Origin of the sequence: Azospirillum humicireducens, assembly GCF_001639105.2 — a bacterium.
GTDB lineage: Bacteria > Pseudomonadota > Alphaproteobacteria > Azospirillales > Azospirillaceae > Azospirillum > Azospirillum humicireducens.
The window spans coordinates 387,190-409,340 of sequence record NZ_CP028903.1 but is presented as its reverse complement, the minus strand read 5'-3'; the positions used below and the strand labels follow the sequence as shown (position 1 = coordinate 409,340).

General features: G+C 68.5%; 16 protein-coding genes and 1 pseudogene. 6 read left to right on the top strand and 11 right to left on the bottom strand.

The genetic code is table 11. From position 1 onward, the window contains the following. Nucleotides 1–359: 359 nt before the first annotated feature. Nucleotides 360–764, top strand: a complete 405-nt coding sequence (locus A6A40_RS19600) for a 6,7-dimethyl-8-ribityllumazine synthase (protein WP_108547573.1) — start codon at nucleotides 360–362, stop codon at nucleotides 762–764. Nucleotides 765–768: 4 nt separating this feature from the next. Here the strand turns inward: A6A40_RS19600 and A6A40_RS19595 are convergent, their stop codons facing one another. Beyond that, complete coding sequence (locus A6A40_RS19595) at nucleotides 769–2,019, bottom strand: benzoate/H(+) symporter BenE family transporter (RefSeq protein ID WP_108547572.1); 1,251 nt, start codon at nucleotides 2,017–2,019, stop codon at nucleotides 769–771. Nucleotides 2,020–2,136: 117 nt separating this feature from the next. On the opposite strand from A6A40_RS19595, the gene A6A40_RS19590 reads away from it, so the two are divergent. Continuing rightward, nucleotides 2,137–2,835 carry a GntR family transcriptional regulator gene (locus A6A40_RS19590; RefSeq protein ID WP_108547571.1) on the top strand — a complete coding sequence of 233 codons (699 nt, stop codon included), beginning with the start codon at nucleotides 2,137–2,139 and terminating at the stop codon, nucleotides 2,833–2,835. A gap of 24 nt (nucleotides 2,836–2,859) precedes the next feature. Here A6A40_RS19590 and A6A40_RS19585 read toward each other — a convergent pair whose 3' ends face one another. Both A6A40_RS19585 and A6A40_RS19580 read right to left on the bottom strand, forming a co-directional pair. Then, nucleotides 2,860–5,322 carry a PAS domain-containing hybrid sensor histidine kinase/response regulator gene (locus tag A6A40_RS19585; RefSeq protein ID WP_108547570.1) on the bottom strand — a complete coding sequence of 821 codons (2,463 nt, stop codon included), beginning with the start codon at nucleotides 5,320–5,322 and terminating at the stop codon, nucleotides 2,860–2,862. Nucleotides 5,323–5,482: 160 nt separating this feature from the next. Next, on the bottom strand, nucleotides 5,483–6,382 hold the full coding sequence (locus tag A6A40_RS19580) for a LysR family transcriptional regulator (protein WP_108547569.1): 900 nt from the start codon (nucleotides 6,380–6,382) through the stop codon (nucleotides 5,483–5,485). Between the two features lie 75 nt (nucleotides 6,383–6,457). Between A6A40_RS19580 and A6A40_RS19575 the strand changes: the two genes are divergently transcribed. Beyond that, nucleotides 6,458–7,723, top strand: a complete 1,266-nt coding sequence (locus tag A6A40_RS19575; RefSeq protein ID WP_236783904.1) for an MFS transporter — start codon at nucleotides 6,458–6,460, stop codon at nucleotides 7,721–7,723. A 5-nt stretch (nucleotides 7,724–7,728) separates the two neighbouring features. Next, the gene (locus A6A40_RS19570) at nucleotides 7,729–8,298 is read left to right on the top strand and encodes a GNAT family N-acetyltransferase (protein ID WP_108547567.1); all 570 of its coding nucleotides are present in this window, start codon (nucleotides 7,729–7,731) and stop codon (nucleotides 8,296–8,298) included. Between the two features lie 75 nt (nucleotides 8,299–8,373). On the opposite strand, the pseudogene A6A40_RS19565 reads toward A6A40_RS19570, so the two are convergent. The 5 genes and pseudogenes from A6A40_RS19565 to A6A40_RS19550 all read right to left on the bottom strand — a co-directional run. Further along, nucleotides 8,374–9,309, bottom strand: a pseudogene (locus tag A6A40_RS19565) (porin); the annotation flags it as partial. Nucleotide 9,310: 1 nt separating this feature from the next. Beyond that, the coding region (locus A6A40_RS31530) for a porin (RefSeq protein ID WP_236783903.1) at nucleotides 9,311–9,543 on the bottom strand (233 nt) is incomplete at its 3' end. A 97-nt stretch (nucleotides 9,544–9,640) separates the two neighbouring features. Beyond that, complete coding sequence (locus A6A40_RS19560; RefSeq protein ID WP_108547566.1) at nucleotides 9,641–10,402, bottom strand: ABC transporter ATP-binding protein; 762 nt, start codon at nucleotides 10,400–10,402, stop codon at nucleotides 9,641–9,643. Further along, the gene (locus A6A40_RS19555) at nucleotides 10,399–11,430 is read right to left on the bottom strand and encodes a FecCD family ABC transporter permease (protein WP_418208619.1); all 1,032 of its coding nucleotides are present in this window, start codon (nucleotides 11,428–11,430) and stop codon (nucleotides 10,399–10,401) included. The genes A6A40_RS19560 and A6A40_RS19555 overlap by 4 nt, the downstream gene beginning before the upstream one ends. A 5-nt stretch (nucleotides 11,431–11,435) precedes the next feature. Further along, nucleotides 11,436–12,461, bottom strand: coding sequence for an ABC transporter substrate-binding protein (locus A6A40_RS19550; RefSeq protein ID WP_108547564.1), 1,026 nt, complete (start codon nucleotides 12,459–12,461; stop codon nucleotides 11,436–11,438). Nucleotides 12,462–13,147: 686 nt separating this feature from the next. Here A6A40_RS19550 and A6A40_RS19545 point away from each other — a divergent pair. Beyond that, a complete protein-coding gene (locus A6A40_RS19545; protein WP_108547563.1) occupies nucleotides 13,148–13,339 on the top strand; it encodes a hypothetical protein in 192 nt (63 codons plus the stop codon). 30 nt (nucleotides 13,340–13,369) lie between these two features. Here A6A40_RS19545 and A6A40_RS19540 read toward each other — a convergent pair whose 3' ends face one another. The 3 genes from A6A40_RS19540 to A6A40_RS19530 form a co-directional block, all read right to left on the bottom strand. Then, the gene (locus A6A40_RS19540) at nucleotides 13,370–14,050 is read right to left on the bottom strand and encodes a TetR/AcrR family transcriptional regulator (protein ID WP_108547562.1); all 681 of its coding nucleotides are present in this window, start codon (nucleotides 14,048–14,050) and stop codon (nucleotides 13,370–13,372) included. Between the two features lie 106 nt (nucleotides 14,051–14,156). Next, nucleotides 14,157–15,398, bottom strand: a complete 1,242-nt coding sequence (locus tag A6A40_RS19535) for an arabinose transporter (protein ID WP_108547561.1) — start codon at nucleotides 15,396–15,398, stop codon at nucleotides 14,157–14,159. A gap of 56 nt (nucleotides 15,399–15,454) precedes the next feature. Next, a complete protein-coding gene (locus A6A40_RS19530; protein WP_108547560.1) occupies nucleotides 15,455–16,114 on the bottom strand; it encodes an O-methyltransferase in 660 nt (219 codons plus the stop codon). Between the two features lie 1,074 nt (nucleotides 16,115–17,188). On the opposite strand from A6A40_RS19530, the gene A6A40_RS19525 reads away from it, so the two are divergent. Beyond that, nucleotides 17,189–22,027 carry an NAD-glutamate dehydrogenase gene (locus A6A40_RS19525; RefSeq protein ID WP_108547559.1) on the top strand — a complete coding sequence of 1,613 codons (4,839 nt, stop codon included), beginning with the start codon at nucleotides 17,189–17,191 and terminating at the stop codon, nucleotides 22,025–22,027. Nucleotides 22,028–22,151: the final 124 nt, after the last annotated feature.

The following is a 22,151-nucleotide window of genomic DNA, read 5'->3' as shown; positions in this document are numbered from 1 at the left end:
GCAGGCGCCCTGCGGGCGAGGACCGGCGCGAACCCGACATGCCCATAATTACATGGTTGCAACACAAGCGGCGGCGAGAAACTTGCAGCGATTTGTAGCACGCTGCGACGGCCTGCCGCAGTTGGGAACGAACTGCATGGGAAGCCTAACCTTGTCCACGGGCGTTTGTGGCTGGCGGAAACCTTGGATGGACGCTGCGGATTCAGGCTTCAAGCCGAAGAGCCCAGAGGAAATATTTTAAAGACAGGCGGAAATTTTTGAACAGGTTACGGCCCTTGCGCTTTGCGCGGCGACGCGACAGTTTGGGCGCTGGTTCAGACCGCCAGATTTCAGGCCGCCAATCAGGGGAGAGACAGAGGGTGAGCAACATCGGCATCGTGCTCGGACGGTTCCACCGCCGGGAAGTGGAGGAGATGCTGGACGAGGCGCGCACGGTCGCCGCCCGCCGCGGCCTCGGCATCGTCGCGGAGGTTTGGGTTCCCGGCTCGATGGAGAAGCCGCTGGCGATCAAGCGCCTGCTGATGCGCGACGACGTCGCCGGCGCGGTGGCGCTGGGCATCATCGAGCGGGGCGAGACGGAGCATGGCAACGTCATGGGCCATGCCGTCATCTCCAGCCTGATCGACCTCCAGCTTCAGTTCATGAAGCCGGTCGGCGTCGGCATCCTCGGGCCGGGCATCAACCCGTCCCAGATCCCGCCGCGCATCCGGCCCTACGCCGCCGCCGCGGTCGAGGCCTGCGCCGACCTGATCGAACAGGGCTGACGCCTCACGCTCCGGCGGGGCGCCACCGGTGCAGCAGATGCATCGCCCCGCCGAACAGCAGTCCCCAGAAGGCCGAGCCGATCCCGAAGAAGGACAGTCCCGACGCCGTGGTCAGCAGCGTGACCAGCGCCGGGAGGCGCTCCTCCTCGGCTTGCAGGGCGCCCATCAGCGAACCGCCGAAGGCGCCGATCAGGGCCAGACCGGCGACCGCCTCGATCAGGATGGGTGAGGACCGGGTGACCAGCGCGGCGGTGACCGCCGCGGCCGCGGCCAACAGGACATAGCCGACACCCCCGGCGACGGCGGCCTGCCAGCGCCGCTCGGGCCGCGGGTCGGCATCGGGGCCGGCGCACATCGCCGCGGTGATCGCCGCCAGATTGACCGTCGGCGCCCCGAACGGCGCCGTCAGGGCCGACGCGAGGCCGGTCGTCAGGAAGGCCGGCGCCACCCGCGGGCTGTAGCCGAAGGTCGCCAGCACCGTCAGACCGGGAATGTTCTGCGACGCCATGGTGACGACGAACAGCGGCAGGGCCAGCCCGATCAGCGCCTCCCAGGTGAAGACCGGCGTCACCGCCACCAGCGACGGCCAGGGATCGGAAGGCAGCGCACCCGACAACGGCGAGCCCAGCGCCATCGCCGCCAGCGCCACGGCGACCGCCGCCGGCACGGCGTAGAAGCGGGCGAACCGGCCGACCACCGCCCAGGTCGCCACGACCAGCAGCCCCAGCCCCGGCGCCGCTCCGATCGCCAGCAGGGGCGCCAGGCACAGCTTGAGCAGCAGGCCGGCGAGCATGGCATTGGCCAGCGGCTTCGGGATTGCCGCGATGCAGCGGCCGAGCGGCGTCCACAGCCCCGTCGCCATGACCAGCACCGCCACCGTCAGAAAGGCGCCGACCGCCGCGGGAAAGCCGCCGGCCACCGGTCCGGTCGCCGCCAGCAGCGCCATGCCGGGCGTGGTCCAGGCGATGCTGATCGGCTGGCGCTGCCTCCAGGCCAGCCAGACCGCCGACAGGCCCATGGAGAGTCCGACGGCCACCAGACCGGATGCGATCTGCGCCGTGTCCGCCCCGACCGCCGATAGCCCCCGGATCACCACCGCGACCGAACCGGCATAGCCGACCAGCGCCACCAGCAGTCCGGTGGCGAGCGCCTGCAGCGACAGTCCGGACGGGGGCGCGGCCGCAACCGTCCGCGGAGCGGCTGCGGATGGGGCGGCAGACGGGAGAGCGGACTGGGCAGGAGGCGAGCCGGGCATGTCCGGTCCTTTCCGATGCGTGACAGGGGAGACGGAAATCGTTAGATTGGATCCAATATCCGCGCAAGTGGTTTTCTTGCCCGGCCGCTCCCCTCTCAAGACCGCGGGACCCCCTGCATGCCCCACACTCCGGAACCGCCCATCCCCGACCTGACCGCGGTGATCGCCCGCAACCGCCCGCGCTTCCGGACGGCGACCGAATTCGTCGAGGCGGCGATGCGCGAGGCGATCCTGGGCGGCACGCTGCCTGCCGGCGCGCCGTTGCGGCAGGAGGAGCTGGCCGCCGCCTTCGGCGTCAGCCGCATGCCGGTGCGCGAGGCGCTGCGCCAGCTGGAGGCGCGTGCGCTGGTGGAGTTCCACCCCCACCGGGGCGCCGTGGTGGCGGCGATCTCCGCCGAGGATTCGGCCGACATCGGCACCATCCGCACCGCCTTGGAACCGGCGGCGCTGCGCCTGTCGCTGCCGAAGCTGACGGCGGAGGATCTGGCCCTGGCGGCCGAGCTGCTGGCGGAGATGGACGGGGAGGCCGATCCGGGGCGGATGGGGGAGCTGAACCGCCGCTTCCACATGACGCTCTACGCCCGCGCCGGCCGGCCGCGCCTGCTGGCGCTGGTGGAGCAGCATCTGGCCGCCGCCGACCGCTATTTGCGCTTCCAGTTCGTGGCGCTCGGCTACCAGTCACGTTCCCAGGACGACCATTACGCCCTGCTCGCCGCCTGCCGGAGCGGCGACGCCGATGCGGCCTGCGCCATCGTGATCGACCATGTGACGGCCGCCGAGAAGAAGCTGACCGCCTTCCTCACGAAGCCGGGGTAATGAACGCAGGCCCGATGTCCAGGATCACCTCAGCCCCAGCAGGTCGCCCAGCGCGTGGCTGAGCTGGCGCGGCGTCACCGGCTTGTGGATGATCCCCAGCCCGTGGGCGGCGGCGTCGCGTTCGCATTCCGGGCCGGTCTCGCCGGTCAGGATCAGTCCGGGGACCGGCGGGCCGCCCGCCTCTTCGAACAGCGCGCGGATGCCGGCGACCGCCTCCGTCCCGAAGCGGCCCTCGCGCAGTCGGTAGTCGGCGACGACCAGATCGGGACGGCGGCCGCTGCGGCGCAGCGCCTCCACCGCCTTTTCGGCGGAGCCGGCGACCAGCACCTCATAGCCCCATTCGCGGAAGATCGTCTCCAGACCCAGCAGCACGATGGCGTCGTCATCCACCACCACGGCGAAGCGGCCGTGGCCGGTGGTCGCCGCCTCCGCGGGCCCTGGCGGACCCTCGATGGCCCGGCCCAGCGGCAGGGCGATGACGAAGCTGGTCCCCTGCCCCGGTTTCGACCGGACGTCGACGGGATGGTTCAGCAGCTGCGACAGCCGCCGCACGATGGCAAGGCCGAGGCCCAGGCCCCGGTTGCGGTCGCGTTCCTGGTTGCCGACCTGATGGAACTCCTCCCAGATGCGTTCCAGATGGTCGGGCGGGATGCCGATGCCGGTGTCGCGCACCTCGATCAGCAGGCGGCCGCCGGCCTGCCGGCATTCGATGTCGATCCGGCCGCTCTCGGTGTAGCGCAGCGCATTCTCCACCAGATTGCGCACCATCCGGGTCAACAGCGTGCGGTCGGTGCGCGCGGCGGCATTGCAGGACAGGACATGAAGCTCCAGCCCCTTGGCCGCCGCGACCGGCCGGTAGGAGGCGGCGATGTGGTCGAACAGCGGGACCATCGGCACGGTCTCGATGTTCGGCTGCACCACCCCGGCATCGAGCCGCGACATGTCCAGCAGGCTGTCGAGCAGCTCCTTCAGCGCATCCAGCCCGCGGCCGAGATGCATCAGCGCATTGACGCCCTGGCTGCCCTGCACATGGGGCTTCAGCACGTCGACGAACAGCAGCAGCGCCTGCAGCGGCTGGCGCAGGTCGTGGCTGGCGGCGGCCAGGAACTTGCCCTTGGCCTGGTCGGCCGCCTCCGCCGACTCCTTCGCCTGCATCAGCTCCTGCTGCGCCCGCCGGCGGGCGGTGATGTCGCGGAAATAGACCGACAGCCCGTCGGGGCTGGGATAGATGCTGATCTCCACCCAGTCGCCGAGGACGGGCGACTTCACCTCGACGGTCATCTCGCGCCCTTCGCGCACCGCCTGCTTCTGCGCTTCGAACGCTTCGCTGCCCAGCACCTTGGGGAAAGCGTCCCAGATGCGGCGGCCCAGCAGGGTGTCGCGGCACCGGCCCCACAGCTGCTCCGCCTTGCGGTTGATGTAGGTGAAGCGCCAGTCGTGATCGACGGCATAGAAGGCGTCGCTGATGCTCTCCAGAATGGTGACGGTCCGCTCGTGCGAGGCGCGCGCCTCCTCCTCGGCGCGCTTGCGCATGGTGATGTCGCGGAAGAAGCAGCCGACCCCCTCCGCCGTCGGCAGGAAGCGGATCTCCAGCCACAGCGTGGTGTCCTCGCCGTCCAGCCGCTTTTCCATGCTGGTCGGCACCCGTTCCGTCATCGTTTTGCGGCACAGCGCCTCGAGGTCGGAGCCGGCGAGCTGGGGCCAGACCTCCCACAGGCGGCGGCCGCGGATCGCCGGCAGCGGCTGATGGTCGAGCTGCTCGGCCCGCCGGTTCTGGTAGATCACCCGGTATTCCCGGTCGAGCGCCACCAGCGCCTCGTCGATGCTGTCCAGGATGTCGCTGGCCCGCTTGCGCGCGTCGGCGATGGCCTCTTCCATCCGCCACTCGTCGGACCTGTCGTGCAGGATCCACAGATAGCCTTCCTCGTCGCCCTGCAGCGGCAGGATGGTCAGCGCCCCCCAGACCGTGGCGCCGTCGCGGCGGCGGAAGGCGCGTTCCTCCTGGATGCGCCCTTCGGCCAGCGCCCGCAGCCTCAGCGCGTCGGGCACGCCGGCCACGACATCCTCCGGCGGGAAGAGAAAGGCGACCGGCCGGCCTTGCGCCTCTTCCTCCGTCCAGCCCAGGATGCGGACGGAACCGGGATTCCAGCTTGTCACCCTGCCGTCCGGCGCCAGGGTCAGGATGGCATGGCCGACGGCACTGTCCAGGATGGCGCGCAGCCGCCTTTCGCTGTCGGCATGGGCGGCTCGGCTGCGCTCCAGGGCGTCGAAGGCGGTCCGCAGATCCTGGTTCAGCGCGGTGACCGTCAGCAGGTCGTCGCAGCCGGTGCAGGCGGCGGCAAGGGCGCCCCGCAGCCGCGCATTCTCCTGCTCCAGCTCTTCCAGCCGCGCCACCAGCTGCGGATCGGAAGCGGTGGCCGGTTCGACGGTCGGCTGAGTGTTCAGGGAAGCGTTCGGCTGGGCATCGGCGTCCGCTCCGCCACCCATCCGGCTGGTCGCGGGCTCATCCGGGACAGGTGGCGGCTTGATCATCGGCGCTCAAGAAAACCGAAATTCTCAATAATAGAGAGTGTGCAAGACCGAAAGCATCTGTAAACCCTCCAAAGGAAATAGGACTGTGGAGCACCAACAATAAGCAATTTTATATTTATGAATACCGCATATCCGCAATCGCCCTCACCATCGCCCGCACGCCGGAATCCGGCACTTTGTCACGCCGCAACACCAACCCCAGGGTGCGGATCAGCGGCGGAGCCAAAGGTCGCACGGCAAAGCGGTTGCGGTCGCCCGGTCCCTGGACGGTGACCGACGGCAGGATCGACCGGCCAAGCCCGGCGGCGACGAGATTCTTGATCGCCTCGACATTGCCGAGTTCCATCGACGGGCGCGGCTGCACGCCGCCGGCCATGAACCAGCCGTCGATCACCGCCCGCATGGTGCCGCCGCGCTCGTAGAGGATCAGCGCCCCGTCCGCCAGCGCCGCCGGAGCGATGCCCTCCGGCGCCGCCGGCTCCCCATCCGCGGCCATCGGGCCGACGCAGACCAGGTCCTCGCTGCACACCGGTTCGATGGACAGGCCGGCGCGGACGGCCGGCAGCGTGACCAGCGCGAGGTCCAGCGCCCCGGCCTCCACCGCATCCAGGATGTCGGGCGTGTTGCCGGTGACGACGATGATCTCCAGTCCCGGATGGGCGGCGCGGAGCGCGGTCAGGATCGGCGGCAGGCGGTAGATGCAGGCCGTCGCCCCGGTGCCGATGCGCACGCGCCCCGCCTGTCCGGCGCGGTGCCGCCCCATGGCGGTGGATGCCGCCTCCACCTCGTCGCGGATGCGGCGGATGAAGGGCAGCAGGTCGCGGCCGGCAGCGGTGGGCAGGGCGCGCTTGCCGACCCGCTCCACCAGCCGCACGCCGAACCGCTCCTCCAGGTTGCGGATCTGCATGCTGACCGCCGGCTGGGTCAGGCCGAGCCGGCTGGCCGCCTCGGTGAAGCCGCCATGTTCGACGACGGTGGCGAAGGTGATGAGCTGGTCGAGGTTCAGGCCGCGCATACCCCCAGCATTCCTTATGATTCCGATCAAATCAATAAATTTGCCTTTTCGACGACGGTCCGCGACGGTGGGGCCATGACGAACGCCGCTTTTCCCTCCCCGGCCCCCTCCCCTGGTCCCTCTCCGGCCCCTCCCTCCACATGGCTCGTGCTGCTGTGCGCCAGCCGCTTCGCCACCTCCTTGTCCTTCATGGTCTATGCCGGCGCGCTGGTGCCGGCGATGCAGGCCTGGGGCATGTCGGCGGGGGAAGCCGGATCGATCCAGACCGCCTTCAACATCGGCTATGCCCTGTCGCTGGTGGGGTCCTCCTGGTTCGCCGACAGCCTGGGCGCCAAGCGCGTCTTCCTGTGGGCGAGCTGGGCGACGGCGCTGACCGGACTCGCCTTCGCCTTCTTCGCCCGCTCGCCGGAAAGCGGGCTGCCGCTGTTCGCGCTGATGGGGCTGACCCAGGGCGGAACCTACGCCCCTTCCATCATGCTGGTGGCGCAGGGCGTGCCGGCCGCCCGGCGGGGGGCGGCGGTCGGCTGGCTGCTGGCGGCGGGGTCGCTGGGCTATTTCGCCTCCATCGCGGTCGCAGCATGGCTGGCTGAGCGGTTCGGCTACGAGGCCGCCTTCATCGCCTGCGGGCTGGGGCCGCTGCTGGCGGCCCTGCTCGCCACGCCGGGGCTGCGCGGGCGCGCCAATCTGGTCGCCGGCGGGGGGGCGCGGCGGCTGCGCGGCGCCTTCCGCTTCCTGGCCGACCGCCGCTCCTTCCTGCTGACCGCCGGCTACACCACCCATTGCTGGGAGCTGCTGGGCATGTGGGCCTGGCTTCCGGCCTTCCTGACGGCCAGCCTCGCCAACTCGGGCGGAGCCGGTATGCGCGGTCTGTGGATCGCCGCGGCCATCCATCTCTCCGGCTTCCTGTCGTCGCTGCTGATGGGGCGGGCGTCGGACCGGCTGGGCCGGCGGGCCGTTCTGGTGGCGATGGGGCTGCTGGGCGCGGCCTGTTCCTTCACCATCGGCTGGATGGACGGGATGCCGCTGATCCTGGTGCTGGCGGTGGCCGCCCTCTACGGCTTCTCGGCGCTGGGCGACTCCCCCGTGCTGTCCACGGCGATGACCGAGTCGGTCGAGCCCGGCAGCCTGGGGGCGGCGCTGGCCGTGCGCTCCATCCTCGGCTTCGGCGCCGGGGGCGCCGCGCCGCTGGCGGTCGGGCTGGTGCTGGACCAGACGGGCGGCATGGCGGGCCAGATGGGTGGCACCCCCTGGGGCTGGGGTTTCGCGCTTCTCGGCGTCGGCGGCGGGTTGGCGACCGTCTGCGCCCTTCTTCTTCCCGCCGACCGTCCTCACCGGAGTTGATCCTCATGCCTTCCCACAATGGGCCTGCCATCGCCGTGCGGGCGTCCACCGACGCCGACATCCCCGCCATCGCCGCGCTCTATGCCCGCCATGTCCTGCACGGCACCGCGTCGTTCGAGGAGGTTCCGCCGGACGAGGCGGAAATGGCGCGCCGCCGCGCCGACATCCTCGGCCGCGGCCTGCCCTATCTGGTGGCGGAGTGCGAGGGGCGGCTCGCCGGCTACGCCTATGCCGGGCCCTACCGCACCCGCAGCGCCTACCGCTTCACACTGGAGAATTCCGTCTATGTCGCCGACGGCATGGGCCGGCGCGGCATCGGCCGGGCGTTGATGGTGCCGCTGATCGAGATGTGTGCGGCGGCGGGATACCGCCGGATGATCGCGGCGATCGGCGACAGCGCCAACCACGGCTCCATCGGCCTGCATGCCGCCTGCGGCTTCCGTCCGGTCGGGGTGCTGCCGGCGGTGGGATACAAGTTCGGCCGCTGGCTGGACGGCGTGCTGATGGAGCGCCCGCTGGGCGAGGGGAGCGACGGGCCGGCTCCGGTGCGGACTGTTCCCGTGGGGATGCGGTGAAGGCCATCGGCTTGGGGGGCGAGGCCGTCAGGCCGTCGCCACCCAAGCCCATGGGCGCTACGCGCAACCCTGGTGTCAGAACGCCAGGATGGAGCGCGCCAGGATGACGTTGGCCTTGTCGTCCAGCGTGCTGACCTCGCCCTTGGTGTCGACATAGTCGTACTGGGCCTGCAGGGTCAGACCCGGAGCGACGGTGTAGCCGACGCCGATCTCATAGACGTTGATGTGGCGGCTGCCCGGCGTGTCGGTGCGCCCGGCATCGGCGCCGAACTTGTAGTTGGCGCCGACGGCGAGAGGCCCGGAGCTGTATTGGACGCCGGCCGTCCAGTTGCGCTGCGCTTCGGTGGCCGGCCGGCCGGCGGTGGCGGAGAAGGACTGGCGTTCACCCGACCGGTTGAAATCGGTGTAGCTGCCGCCGACGGAGAAGCCGGCATAGCCGATCATGAGGCCGGCCTGCCAGCTGGTCAGGTCGTTGTAGGCGATCCCCGAAGTGCCGGCGACCGCGCTGCCGCCCATGTAGCCGGCGCTGGCCTTGACCGAGACACCGCCGAAGCTGTTGCTGTAGTTGGCGCCGACCTCCCAGATGTTCTCGAAGATGCCGGTTCCCATGATGTTGGCCGAGCTGTCCGCCGTGAACTGCGACCGGTTGACGTCGGTGTTGCTGCTGTCGTTGCGCGGGGTGTAGCTGCCGCCCAGCTGCAGGCCGGCAAGGCGCGGCGAGAAATAGACGATCTTCGTCGAGTTGGCGTCGACGGCCAGGGCCGGATAGACGATGGTGTTGCGGGTGGTCTGAGCCGCGCCGAACGCCAGCGAGCCGGTCGTCGTGCCGTTGATGGTGTTGTTGGGGCCGACCCAGAAGACGGGCTGCTCGACGAAGGCCGACACATAGTCGGACGGCGCGGAGACATAGGTCTCGTCGCTGAAGGAGTTGGCGACGCCGGCGCGCACCATGCCGAAGGAGCCCTGCGCGAAGATGAAGGCACGGTCGGCGTCCGTGTTGCGGGCATTGCTNAGGCCGTTGTCGGCCTTGGCGGTCGGGATGATGTTCAGGCGCAGGCGGTTGCGGAACTCGGTCGACCGGGTGTTGGCGTCCAGGTCCTGGCTCACATAGCCGGCTTCGAAATAGGCGTCGCCGCTGACCTTCACGTCGAACTTGGCCTGGGCATTGGCGGCACCGGCAGCGGCCGCGAGGGTGACGGCGGCGCAGCCTGCCAGCAGATAACGATTCACAGCTTTTGACTCCATGACGGCGGTTTCAGAAAAAGACGGCGGCCCCCATCCCGGACGCGGCGTTTCCGCGCCGGGATGACCGTCCGCAGGTATGTTCGTTTCCCGATGGGGATCAGCGGAGGTAATGGATGTGGGGCCGCGCGTGATGGGGGGAGACCTCCACGCGGGCTTCGACCGAGAAGACGGTCCTCAGCAACTCCTCGGTCAGCACCTCGCCCGGCGTTCCGGTCGCAACGATCCGGCCCTGTTTCAGCACCACCAGCCGGTCGCAGAACATGGCCGCGTGGTTGAGATCGTGCAGGGCGGTGATGCTGGTGACCGCAAGCTCGGAGACGAGCTTCAGCAGCGCGATCTGGTGCTGGATGTCGAGATGGTTGGTCGGCTCATCCAGGATCAGTTCCTTCGGCGTCTGCGCCAGCGCCCTGGCGATGTGCGCGCGCTGCTTCTCGCCGCCCGACAGGCTGTGCCAGAAGTCGTTGCGCTTCGCCGTCATCCCGGCCTTTTCCAGCGCGCCGTCCACCGCCTCCTCGTCCGCCCGCGACCAGCCCGAGAACAGCGAGCGGTGGGGAAAGCGGCCGAGTTTCACCACATCGACGACCTTCAGGTTGGCGTTCGTCGTCGCATGCTGCTCGACGAAGGCGACGCGCTGCGCGACGGCCCGGCGCGGAATGGTCCGCAGGTCGGTCCGGTCGAGCAGGACCCGGCCGGATTGCGGCTGCTTCAGCCCGGCGAGCAGGCGCAAAAGCGAGGTCTTGCCCGACCCGTTCGGCCCGAGCAGCCCCAGCATCTCGCCCGGCCGGGCCTCCAGCGAAACCGCGTCGAGCACGGTCTTGCCGCCAATTCCCCAAGTGAGACGTTCGGTCTTGAAGCTCATGACGCACGCTGGAAGCGGTAGAGGATGACCGAGAAGAAGGGCACGCCGACCAGCGCCGTGACGACGCCGACCGGCAGGACCTGCTGCGGGATCAGGACGCGCGACGCGATGTCCGCCGCCACCATGAAGATGGCGCCCGCGATGGCGCAGGCCGGCAGCAGCCGGATGTGCATCGGACCGACCAGGAAGCGGGCGGCATGCGGCACAACGAGGCCGACGAAGCCGATGGAGCCGACCATGCTGACGATGGTCGCCGTCATCAGCGCGGTCAGCGCGAACAGCAGGATCCGCGTCCGCCCGACATCGACGCCCAGCGCCGCGGCGGACTCATCGCCGAAGGCGAAGGCATCGAGGATGCGGGCGGAGAGCAGGCAGGCCACGAGGCCGCCGCTCACCACGATGGAGACCAGCATGAACTCCGGCCAGCGCGCGCCGCTGAAGCTGCCGAGCAGCCAGAACATGACATCGCGCGCCTGCTGCGCATTGCCGGACGTCGTGACGATGTAGGACGTGGCGGCGTTGAACAGCTGGGAGGCGGCGACGCCGGCCAGGATCGTGCGGTCGGCGCCGCCGCGCGTGCCGTTCGACAGCAATGCCACGAACAGGAAGGCGGCGAAGGCACCGGCGAAGGCCCCCATCGACAGCGAGACCGCGCCGGCCCCGACGCCGAGGATGACGATGGCGACGGCGCCGGTGGATGCGCCGGCGGAAATGCCCAGCACATAGGGCTCGGCGAGCGGGTTGCGCAGCAGCGACTGCATGATCGCCCCCGACAGCGCGAGGCCGGCACCGCAGAAGGCCGCGACCAGCGCCCGGCTGAGCCGGTAGTCCCAGATCACGGTCTCGTGGATGCGGCTCAGCTCGACCGAGGTCCAGCCCAGCCGGTTGGTCACGGCGTGGAAGGTCGTGGAGAGCGGGATCGGCAGGTCGCCGATGCCCACGCTGACCGCGATGACCAGGGCGATGGCCGCCAGGGAGGCGAGAAGCATGCCCCCCATCACGGTCAGCCGCCCGAACGACTGCCCCATGCCCGTCACTTCAGCAGCCCGAGGGCTTTCAGTTGCCCGGCCACCTGCTCGGCACCGTAGAGGGTGCGGATGGTGGGATTCATCGCCTGGCCGTCCATGACGACGATGGCCTTGTTCTTGACCGCGGGCATCTGGCTGACGGCCGGATCGGTGGTCAGGAACTTGATCTTGGCATCGGTCCGGTCGAGCTCCCACCGGTTGCGGTCGAGGCTGGCCACGACGATGACGTCCGGATTGGCGGCGATGATGCCCTCCCAGCCCAGCGTCGGCCATTCGGCCTCCGATGTGATGGCGTTGGTGCCGCCCAGCAGGTCGGCGATGAAGCCCGACGCGCCGTTCTTGCCGCCGAGATAGGCGTCGGCGGACGGCGAGGGGCTGGAGAACCAGAAGAGATAGGAGAGCTTCCGGCCGTCCTTCGGGACGCTGGCGCGGATGGCCGCCTCGCGCGCCTTGAAATCGGCGATCAGCGCCTGGCCGCGATCGGCGACGTCGAAGATCCGGGACAGCTCGTCGATCTCCTGATAGAGCTGATCCGTGCTCCACAGCTGCGCACGGCTGCCATACACATCCTTGGCGTTCTTGGTGTCGAGGCAGGTGCTGGGCGACAGGTAGGCCGGGACGCCGACCTTTTCGAAATCCCCGCGCTTGGCCACCTTGCTGTTCGGACCGAGCAGGACGGGCAGCGCCGCCGCGACGAAATCCGGGTTTTCGACCAGGATCGATTCGAAGGTGGGGAACTCGACGGTCAGCAGCTTGACCTTCGCATTGGCCTCCTCCAACTGCGGCATGACCTTGCTGGGCCAGAAGGCGGTGCCGACCATCCGGTCCTGCAACCCGAGCAGCAGAAGGATTTCGGCGCTGTTCTGGCCGAGGCCGACCGCCCGCTGCGGCGCCTTCTGCACCGTGACCTGAGCACCGCAATTCTCGATTGTCAGCGGATAGCTCGTCTTGCCGGCCGAGGACGGCGTCGCGGCGAGGCCGGCCGCTGCGAACAGGCCGGCGGCGGTCAGGAGTGATTTGACGAAGGTCATTGGGAGAGTTCCAAACCGGTTTGTCATTGCGGGGCGCCGTTGGCGGTCCGTTGGCCGCGATGCGGGGCGGCGATGCCTGCCGGTCGGAAAAAGGCGAAAGGACGCTTTTCCGGCGGCGGCACGGTCATGCCATTGCGGATCGCGGGATTGTCTTATGGCGGGGCGGCAATGGGGTGGCGCATGTCTCGGTAACGCTGCACATGCCAATCGCCGCGGCGAGCAGCATCAAAGGCGATGGTCCCGCAATCGGAATTGCAATTGCGAGCAACAGAAAGGTCAAAAAGAAGGAGTTGCACGGTCAAACATATCGTCTCAACACATGAACTCTACCCTCTTGCCGCCCTGTATCGATGCTGTCTTCCAGATCGACCATGGAGATGGATGCTTGTAACACGATGAACTCATTTTACAAATGATAACGATTGTCGTTTGCAAGTCAAGGGTCATTCTGATTGACCAATGGCAAGACGCAGGGATCCTGGCCGCTGTGCTTCTCCACAGACAGTCATCCGATGTAAAAATCGGCCTGCCCGCAGTCTTCGGTTGATGGTTGCCGGCGAAGAAGCCGGCGCGGCCCGGCTTGCCCCTCGGCCGCCCGCATCCCAGACGCGCCTGACGGTGGCATTGGACTGGCCGAGCATTTCGACGCTCATTCGACCGCCCTGGCGCTGGTCGCCGAGCCGTTCATGCGCAGCATGTCGCGCTATCACCAGCCCGAGGACCTCATCCGCGAGCATCTGCGTCACGCCCAGGCCGAAGCGGACGATGTCCTCCGTCAGGCCGGGGCCGCCGCCGCGGACCGCTCGGTGTCCTTCGAGCGGCCCTGCGCGGTCGGACCGCTCGAACGCTTGCCGGTGCTCCCGCGCAGGCGGGGATGACCGGCTTCCCTGGAACGGAACAGGGTCTTCCTATGCGACGGCCCTGCCGGGGCCGGGGCCGGGGCCGGGATCTCCGGCAGGCTGCCGAATGAGGGCCGCGAGATAGCTGCTGAACATGTCGGCCATCGCATCCGCATAGGCATCGACCTCGGAGGCAATGCGCGGAGTCTCGGAGAATTGCTTGCCGACGGACGTCAAGGTCGCAATGATCAGATCAGCGGCGACTTTGCGTTTCTCATCGGTCAATCCGGGAAGGTATTCCGCGATGAACGCGGAAAAGACGCGATCTGCAGCCGCCTTTGCCTCCAATGCTTCGGGCGCATCCCGGTAGAGGGGAGCGGCATCGTCGAGTGCGATGCGGACCGCGGCCTCCTCGCATTCCGACCGCAAGAAGACGTGAACGAGCGTCCGCAGTCGATCGTCCGGCGCTTCGCCGCCGTCCTGCAGGATCGTCCGCAGCATTTCCGTCGTCTGTCGCCACTCGTCGCATTGAAGGCGAAACAGAATGGCCGCCTTGTTGGGGAAGTATTGATAGAGGGAGCCGACGCTCACCCCGGCCTTCTCGGCCACGCGGGCCGTCGTGAAGCGGTTCGCTCCCTCCTTTGCCAGAACCTGAACGGCGGCATCCAGGATCGTCGCGACGAGTTCCGTCGACCGGGCTTGCTGCGGTTGCTTTTTCAGGGAGATCTTGGCGGTTCGGCGCTGACTCATGGCGGCTTTGCGGAACGAAGGGGACAAGCGGCCGATTGATCGTGTTTTTCGGACGGCGGCGCAAGGACCTGTTCAGCCGGCGCGTCGGCGCGTCGGCTTCGGACCGTCAAACATGCCTGCCACCTTTCGGCGGCGCACCGACGAGCAGTTTCAGCGCAACGATCATGGACAGCCCTGCGGCGGCGGCACCGGCCAGATAGATGGAACCGATCCCCCACGCGCCGGCCAGTGCGCCGGCCAGCGGCCCCGTCACTGCCAGGGCGATGTCGAGGAAGGCCACATAGGCGCCCATCGCCAGGCTGCGGGTTTGCGGCGGGGCGCGCCGCACCGCTTCGACGCCGAACCCCGGAAAGGCCAGCGAATAGCCGAACCCGGTCAGGGCCGCACCGAGATAGGCGATCGGAGATGCGTCGGCTCCCCAGATCAGCAATTGGCCGAGCGCCTCGACGGCGACGCTGGCCACCGCGACCTTCGCGCCGCCGATCCTGTCCGGCAGATGTCCGAAGACCATCCGCGCGGCGATGAAGGCGGCGCCGAACGCCGTGAAGGCGAAGGATGCGCCGCCCCAGTTGCGGGCGGCGAACAGCAAGGCGATGAAGGCGGTGATCAGGCCGAAGCCGACGCTGGACAGCGCCAATCCCAGGCCGGGTTGCCACACGGCGCCCAATATCTTGTAAAACGGCGTCTTGCGGACCGCCGTCGGAGCGACCCCGCGGATGCCCGCGATCACGGCCATCCCCAGCAGCGGAACCAGGGCCGAGGCCGCGGCGATGCCGGTGAAGCCCCATCGGGCATTCAGCACGACGCCGGCGGGCGCCCCCAGCGCATAGGCGCCGAAGATGGCGATGCCGATCCAGACCATCACCTTGCCCGCATTGAGCGGCCCGACGAGGCCGACGGACCAGCCCAACGCGCCGGTGACGATCAGGCTCTCACCCAGCGCCAGCAGCACCCGGCCCACCAGCAGGATCCACACCGACGTTTCCGGCCGCTCGACGAAGGCCAGAGACGCCAGATAGACGAGGCCGGAGACGGCGGCGATGAGAAAGCCGGCGGTCACGGCGCGTTTCGGCCCGCGCATATCGGCGAAATTGCCGGCCCAGGAGCGGGACAGCAGCGCCGCGACGAATTGCGCGCCGACCACCAGCCCCACCACCAGCGTTCCCATGCCGAGCGTCTCATGCAGATGCAGCGGCAGAACCGGCATCTGCATGCCGATGCTGAAGAAGGCGATGAACACGGACAGCGTCAAGGGAAGCAGCGTCAGGAAGACATTGACGGACGGAGGCGCGCCCGTCCCCGGCGCCGGCGCCATCGTCGGCGCCGATCGGACATGGTTATCGGTCATGGGTCTCGTCTCTGTTTGCAGTGCCGTCAGGGGCACATGGCGGCGGATCGGCGAGGTCAGCCGAGACGCATCGACAGTTCCACATCCCCGCCGAACGGCACGGACAGGTATCCGCCACCCGGCGACCGCACCCGCGCCAGATAGTCCGGGCTGTGATCCGCATTGTCCGCGACGATCAGGGCGCCCGGCCGCAGCCGCGGCTCCACCAGCGCCAGGATGTCGCCGTACAGGGCCTTCGCCCCATCCAGCAGCAGCAGGTCGACGGGTTCGGGAAGATCGCCGGCCAGCGTCTTCACCGCATCGCCTTCGCGGATCTCCACCAGATCGGCCAAGCCGCCTTCGGCCAGATGCCGGCGCGCCCGAGCCACCTTGGACGGCTCGAACTCGCTACCGATCAGACGGCCGCCGCCATTGTCTCGCAGGGCCGCGGCGAGATGCAGGGTGGAGATGCCGAAGGAGGTGCCGAACTCGACGATGCCGCGGGCGTTCATGCTGCGCGCCAGGCTGTAGAGCAGCACGCCGGTTTTCCGCGAAACCGGCAGCCAGAGATCCTTCAAGAGGCCGTAAAGCGTCAGATACTCGGTCCTGCTGTGCATCAGCTGCTCGCGCTCCGCGCGCGGGATGCCGGCCAGGGCCGGGCTGGTCGCCGCGTCGGCTTCCGCGAACAGGCGATCCAGCAGCGGCGCCAGCGGGGCGGTGGTCAGTGTCGTGGTCATGGGGGTGTCCAATCCGAAATCCGGAGCCCCGCCAGGGGGGCTCGCCCAGAACGCGAATGATTGGTCGCGTTGGAAAAAGACTATGATCAATTCGTCGCGTTCACAAATCGCGTTCGGAGTCGTGTTTCGCGCAATCGCCGAATTGGCCTTCAAATCTTTGTTATATTTTGGATTTCCGCGTATGGCCCAGGTCCGGACGGCGTGCCGCGGGTGGCAAGGCTCGGATTTTTGTTCGGATGCCCGGTGGCGCCATCGCCGCCGCCGGCACGGGCTGGATCGTCACCCATCGGGCCGGGACGCCGGACCGGGGAACACTCTCTTCTATTGGTGACTCCTCCGATTTGTATCAGTGACTTAACCGATATCGAGATATGTCGCCTTCAGGTTGTGGCCATGCTTCCCGTCCGATCATCAGGCGCTTCCTGACAGCAAATCTCAGCCTTGGCACACTTTAGTTAAAAAAAATTTTTGCTTGGGTAATATTGCTTTCTTAGGGTTTCGCGTAATAATCGGTTGGGAGCGGTGATATGACCAGATGAAAAAATGTTGTCTTTATAGTCGCCAACAATTTTCAGCCAGTTTGTTGCGCTTCCCTGGTATATTGATGGTTAGCTGCAATGAAAAGAGGGGTTGTGTTTCCTCATCCCCTCCCGCGACAGGCCGCACATCCTGCCGGCGGCGATCGGAACCGCCATTCCGTCAGCATTGCTGACCTTCTTCCCCCGTCAGATTCCAGGCCTGCCGCCGGGTTGCCGCGGAAAGGCCGATCCGCCCGAATCGATTCGGCTTTCCCACCCCCGCGCCCCCGTCGCGACCACCGGCAGGTGCGGCGGACGGGCACAGTGCGTCTTTGCCGCAGTGGCGGCGGCGGGAGGGCGGCGGCGGGGATGTGAACGGGCTATGGATAGATTCGGCGACTCTGTCACTGGATTGTCCGAATCTTTGGAGAAATAACCCGAAAGGAGTGCAAAACGCCGCTTGGTCAGAAGTCCTGCCGTTTATTTGCCGTCGAATTGTCGGGGTGGGTTTGGTACTACCAATCCAAAGAAAACCCGAGAGGAGACATCAACCATCATGCGGACGGCGACGAAGGATCTGGCGGGCGACTTGCGGCAACAGCTGGCCGAGCTGGTGCGCAGCCGGGTTCCGAACGCGCGGGCGGAGCGCTTCGTGACGCGCTTCTACGCCAACGTGCCCCCCGACGACCTGCTGCGCGGCACGCCGGAACAGCTTTACGGCGCGGCTCTGGCGATGTGGCAATGGGCGCAGCAGCGCACGCCCGGCAAGCCCAAGGTCAGGGTCTATGCGCCGCGGCTGGACGAGCATGGCTGGCAGTCCGAGCGCTCGGTGGTGGAGATCGTCAACGACGACATGCCCTTCCTGGTCGATTCCGTCACGGCGGAACTGAACCGGCAGGGCGTCACCGTCCACCTGATCATCCATCCCGTCACCCGCGTCGTCCGCGACGCCGAGGGCCGCATCGCCGAGCTGCTGGAAGCCGGTGAAGAGAAGGACGGCGCACGCGACGAATCCTTCATGCACTGCTCCATCGACCCGCTGTCGGATCCGGCCGCCCAGGCCCGTCTGCGCGAGGGCATCGAGCGGGTGCTGGCCGACGTCCGCGCCGCGGTGGAGGATTGGAACCCGATGCGCGAACGGGTGCGCAGCGCCCGCGACGACATCGCCCACGCCCCCGACACCGAGGAATCCAAGGAAGCCGCCGACTTCCTGAGCTGGATCGACGACGGCAACATGACCCTGCTGGGCAGCCGCCAATACATCGCCACCATCGGCGGCGACGGGCGCGAGCCCTGGCTGGAGCTGGTCGAGGGCAGCGGTCTCGGCGTGCTGCGCGACCCGGAGATCACCGTCTTCGACGAGCATGGCCATGCCGCCGTCCTGCCGGAGGAAATCCGCGCCTTCCTGCACCAGCCGCGCGCCCTGCTGGTGACCAAGGGCACCCGGCAGGCCACCGTCCACCGCTCGGTTCCGCTCGACGCCATCCTGGTCAAGCGTTTCGACGACCAGGGCAAGGTGGCCGGCGTCACGCTGGCGGTCGGCCTGTTCACCTCCGTCGCCTACAACCGCAGCCCGCGCGAGATCCCGTTCCTGCGCCGCAAGGTCGCCCGCGTCATGGGCCGCGCCGGCTTCGATCCGTCGGGCCATGACGGCAAGGCGCTGCTGAACATCCTGGAGACCTATCCGCGCGACGAGCTGTTCCAGACCCCGGCCGACGAGCTGTTCGAGACGGCGGTCGGCATCCTGCACCTGCAGGAACGCCAGCGGCTCGCCCTGTTCGTCCGCCGCGATCCCTTCGAACGCTTCGTCTCGGCGCTGGTCTTCGTGCCGCGCGACCGCTACGACACGGCGCTCCGCCGCAAGATCCAGGGCGTGCTGGAAACCGCCTTCCATGGCACCTGCAGCTCCTACTTCACCCAGCTGTCGGACAGCGCGCTCGCCCGCCTGCACCTGATGGTGAAGACGGAGCCGGGCAGGATCCCCGCCGCCGATATCAGCGAGATCGAGGCGCGGCTGGTCCAGGTTTCCCGCGGCTGGGCCGACCGCATGCGCGACGCGCTGGTCGAGGCGCATGGCGAGGAGACCGGCAACGCCCGCCTGCGCCGCTATGCCGACGCCTTCCCCGCCGGCTACCGCGAGACCTTCACCGCCGAAGCCGCCGTCCACGACATCGACCGCATCGAACGGGTGCTGGCCGAACAGCGCCTGGGCATCGTGCTGTTCCACCCGCTGGAGGCGGATGGCGACGAGCTGCACGTCAAGATCTACCACCAGGGCCGGCCGGTGCCGCTGTCCGACGTGCTGCCGATGCTGGAGCACATGGACCTGAAGGTCATCACCGAGCAGCCCTACGAGGTTCGCCCGGCCGGCGGCGGCGCTTCGGTGCCCTCGGTGTGGATCCACGATTTCACCGCCCGCACCCAGACCGGCCAGCCGGTGGATTGCGTCAAGGTCAAGCAGACCTTCCAGGAGGCCTTCGCCGACGTCTGGGACGGCCGGATCGAGGATGACGGCTTCAACCGGCTGATCCTGCGCGCCGGCCTGGCGGGCCGCGAGGTCGTGGTCCTGCGCGCCTATGCCAAGTATCTGAAGCAGGCCCGCTTCGCCTACGCCCAGGACACCATCGAAGCGACGCTGGCCGGCCATCCGCAGATCGCCCGCCTGCTGGCCCGCCTCTTCGCCAGCCGCTTCGACCCGGCCAACCGCGCCGACGAGGCGCCGGTCCTGGAGCAGATCGAAGACGCGCTGGACGCCGTCACCAACCTGGACGACGACCGCATCCTGCGCCGCTTCGCCAACCTGATCCGCGCCACGCTGCGCACCAACGCCTACCAGACCGCCGCCGACGGCACGGCGAAGCCGCACCTGTCCTTCAAGCTGGACAGCGGCTCCATCGAGGAGCTGCCGCTGCCGCGTCCGTGGGTGGAGGTCTTCGTCTACAGCCCGCGCATGGAAGGCGTCCATCTGCGCGGCGGCAAGGTTGCCCGCGGCGGCATCCGCTGGTCCGACCGGCGTGAGGATTTCCGCACCGAGATCCTGGGGCTGATGAAGGCCCAGATGGTGAAGAACACCGTCATCGTGCCGGTGGGATCCAAGGGCGGCTTCGTCGTCAAGCGTCCGCCGGCTCCCAGCGCCGGCCGCGAGGCGGCTCTGGCCGAAGGCATCGAGTGCTACAAGACGCTGATGCGCGGCCTGCTGGACGTCACCGACAATCTCGCCGCCGACGGCTCGGTGGTGCCGCCGAAGGATGTCGTGCGCCACGATGCCGACGATCCCTATCTGGTGGTCGCCGCCGACAAGGGCACGGCCACCTTCTCCGACATCGCCAACGGGGTGTCGGTCGACCATGGCTTCTGGCTGGGCGACGCCTTCGCCTCGGGCGGTTCGGCCGGCTACGACCACAAGGTGATGGGCATCACCGCCCGCGGCGCCTGGGAATCGGTGAAGCGCCATTTCCGCGAGATGGGCACAGACATCCAGACCACCGACTTCACCGTGGTCGGCGTCGGCGACATGTCGGGCGACGTGTTCGGCAACGGCATGCTGCTGTCGAAACACATCCGCCTGCTGGCCGCCTTCGACCACCGCCACATCTTCCTCGACCCCGATCCCGACGCGGCAACCAGCTGGGAGGAGCGCAACCGGCTGTTCGCCCTGCCCCGCTCCTCCTGGGCCGACTACGACCGCTCCAAGCTGTCGCAGGGCGCGATGATCGTGGAGCGCAGCGCCAAGACGGTGGAGCTGACGGCGGAGGTCCGCGCCTGCTTCGGCATCGAGCAGAGCCATCTGTCACCGGCCGAGCTGATGCGCCGCCTGCTGACGGCCCCAGTCGATCTGCTGTGGTTCGGCGGCATCGGCACCTACATCAAGGCGTCGAGCGAAACCAATGCCGAGGCCGGCGACAAGGCCAACGACGCGCTGCGCGTCGACGGCGGCCAGATCCGGGCCAAGGTGGTCGGCGAAGGCGCCAATCTGGGCGTCACCCAGCGCGGCCGCATCGAGGCCGCCCAGAAGGGACGCGACGGCAAGGGCGTGCGGCTGAACACCGACGCCATCGACAATTCGGCCGGCGTCGACACCTCCGACCATGAAGTGAACATCAAGATCCTGCTGGGCGACGTCATGGCGCGGGGCGACATGACGCTGAAGCAGCGCGACACTCTGCTGTCGGCGATGACCGACGAGGTGGCGGCTCTGGTGCTGGCCGACAATTACCGGCAGACCGGCGCCCTGACCGTCGCCGAGGCGCAAGGCGCCGCCCTGCTGGAGGCGCAGTCCCGCTTCATCCGCAACCTGGAGCGCAGCGGACGGCTGAACCGCGCCATCGAGTATCTGCCGACCGACGAGGAGCTGGCCCAGCGCATGGCCGAACGCCGCGGCCTGACCCGGCCGGAGCTGGCGGTGCTGCTGGCCTACGCCAAGATCACGCTCTACGACGATCTGCTGGCCTCCGAGCTGCCGGACGATCCGGCCACGGTGGACGACCTGCTGCGCTACTTCCCGCAGCCGCTGCGCGACGGCCATCGCGAGGCGATCTTCCGCCACCGCCTGCGCCGCGAGATCATCGCCTCCGCCGTCACCAACAGCCTGGTCAACCGCGTCGGCCCCACCTTCGTCCGCGACATGGTGGAGAAGACCGGTCTCGGCCCGGCGGACGTCGCCCGCGCCTATGCCATCACCCGCGACGTGTTCCAGCTGCGCCCGCTGTGGGATGCCATCGACGGCCTGGACAACCTCGTTCCGGCCGCCCTGCAGACCACGCTGATGCTGGAGACCATCCATCTGCTGGAACGCGCGGTGGCCTGGTTCCTGGCGCACAGCCCGCATCCGCTGGATCTGGGCCGGGAGTCCGCCGCCTTCCGTCCGGGGGTGGAAAGTCTGGCCGCCGGGCTGGACCATTTCCTCGACGCCGAGGAATCCTCCCGCCTCGCCGCCCGCGTCGCCGACGCCACCGCCCAGGGCGTGCCCGAGGATCTGGCCCGCCGGGTCGCCGCCTTGCCGGTGCTGGCCGCCGCCCCGGATCTGGTGCGGATCGCCGAGCGCACCGGCCGTGCGGTGGAAGGCGTCGCCTCGGTCTATTTCGGGCTGGGCCGCCGCTTCGGCCTGGAATGGCTGCGCGACCGCGCCAGTGGCGCCAAGGTGGACAACCACTGGCAGCGTCAGGCGGTCGCCGCGATCATCGACGACCTGTTCGCCCACCAGAGCGCACTGACCATCCGCGTGCTGGAGAGCGAAGGCGCCGAATCCGCGGCGGTCGATGGCTGGATCGCCAGCCGCAGCCTCGTGGTGGAGCGCGTCGAGCAGTTGCTGGCCGAACTGCGCGCCCAGCCGGCGGTCGATCTCGCCATGCTGGCCGTCGCAAATCGACAGCTGCGCGGCCTGATTGCGGGGTAATGGTGTCACAGGAATAGGAGACGCTCGGTTCGGACGGCCCGGTCGCGCAGTTCTGCGCAACCGGGCCGCCGGAACGCCGGCGCCTTTGCAGGCACGTTCGGGCGCCGGCTTTCAGTCTCCTTGC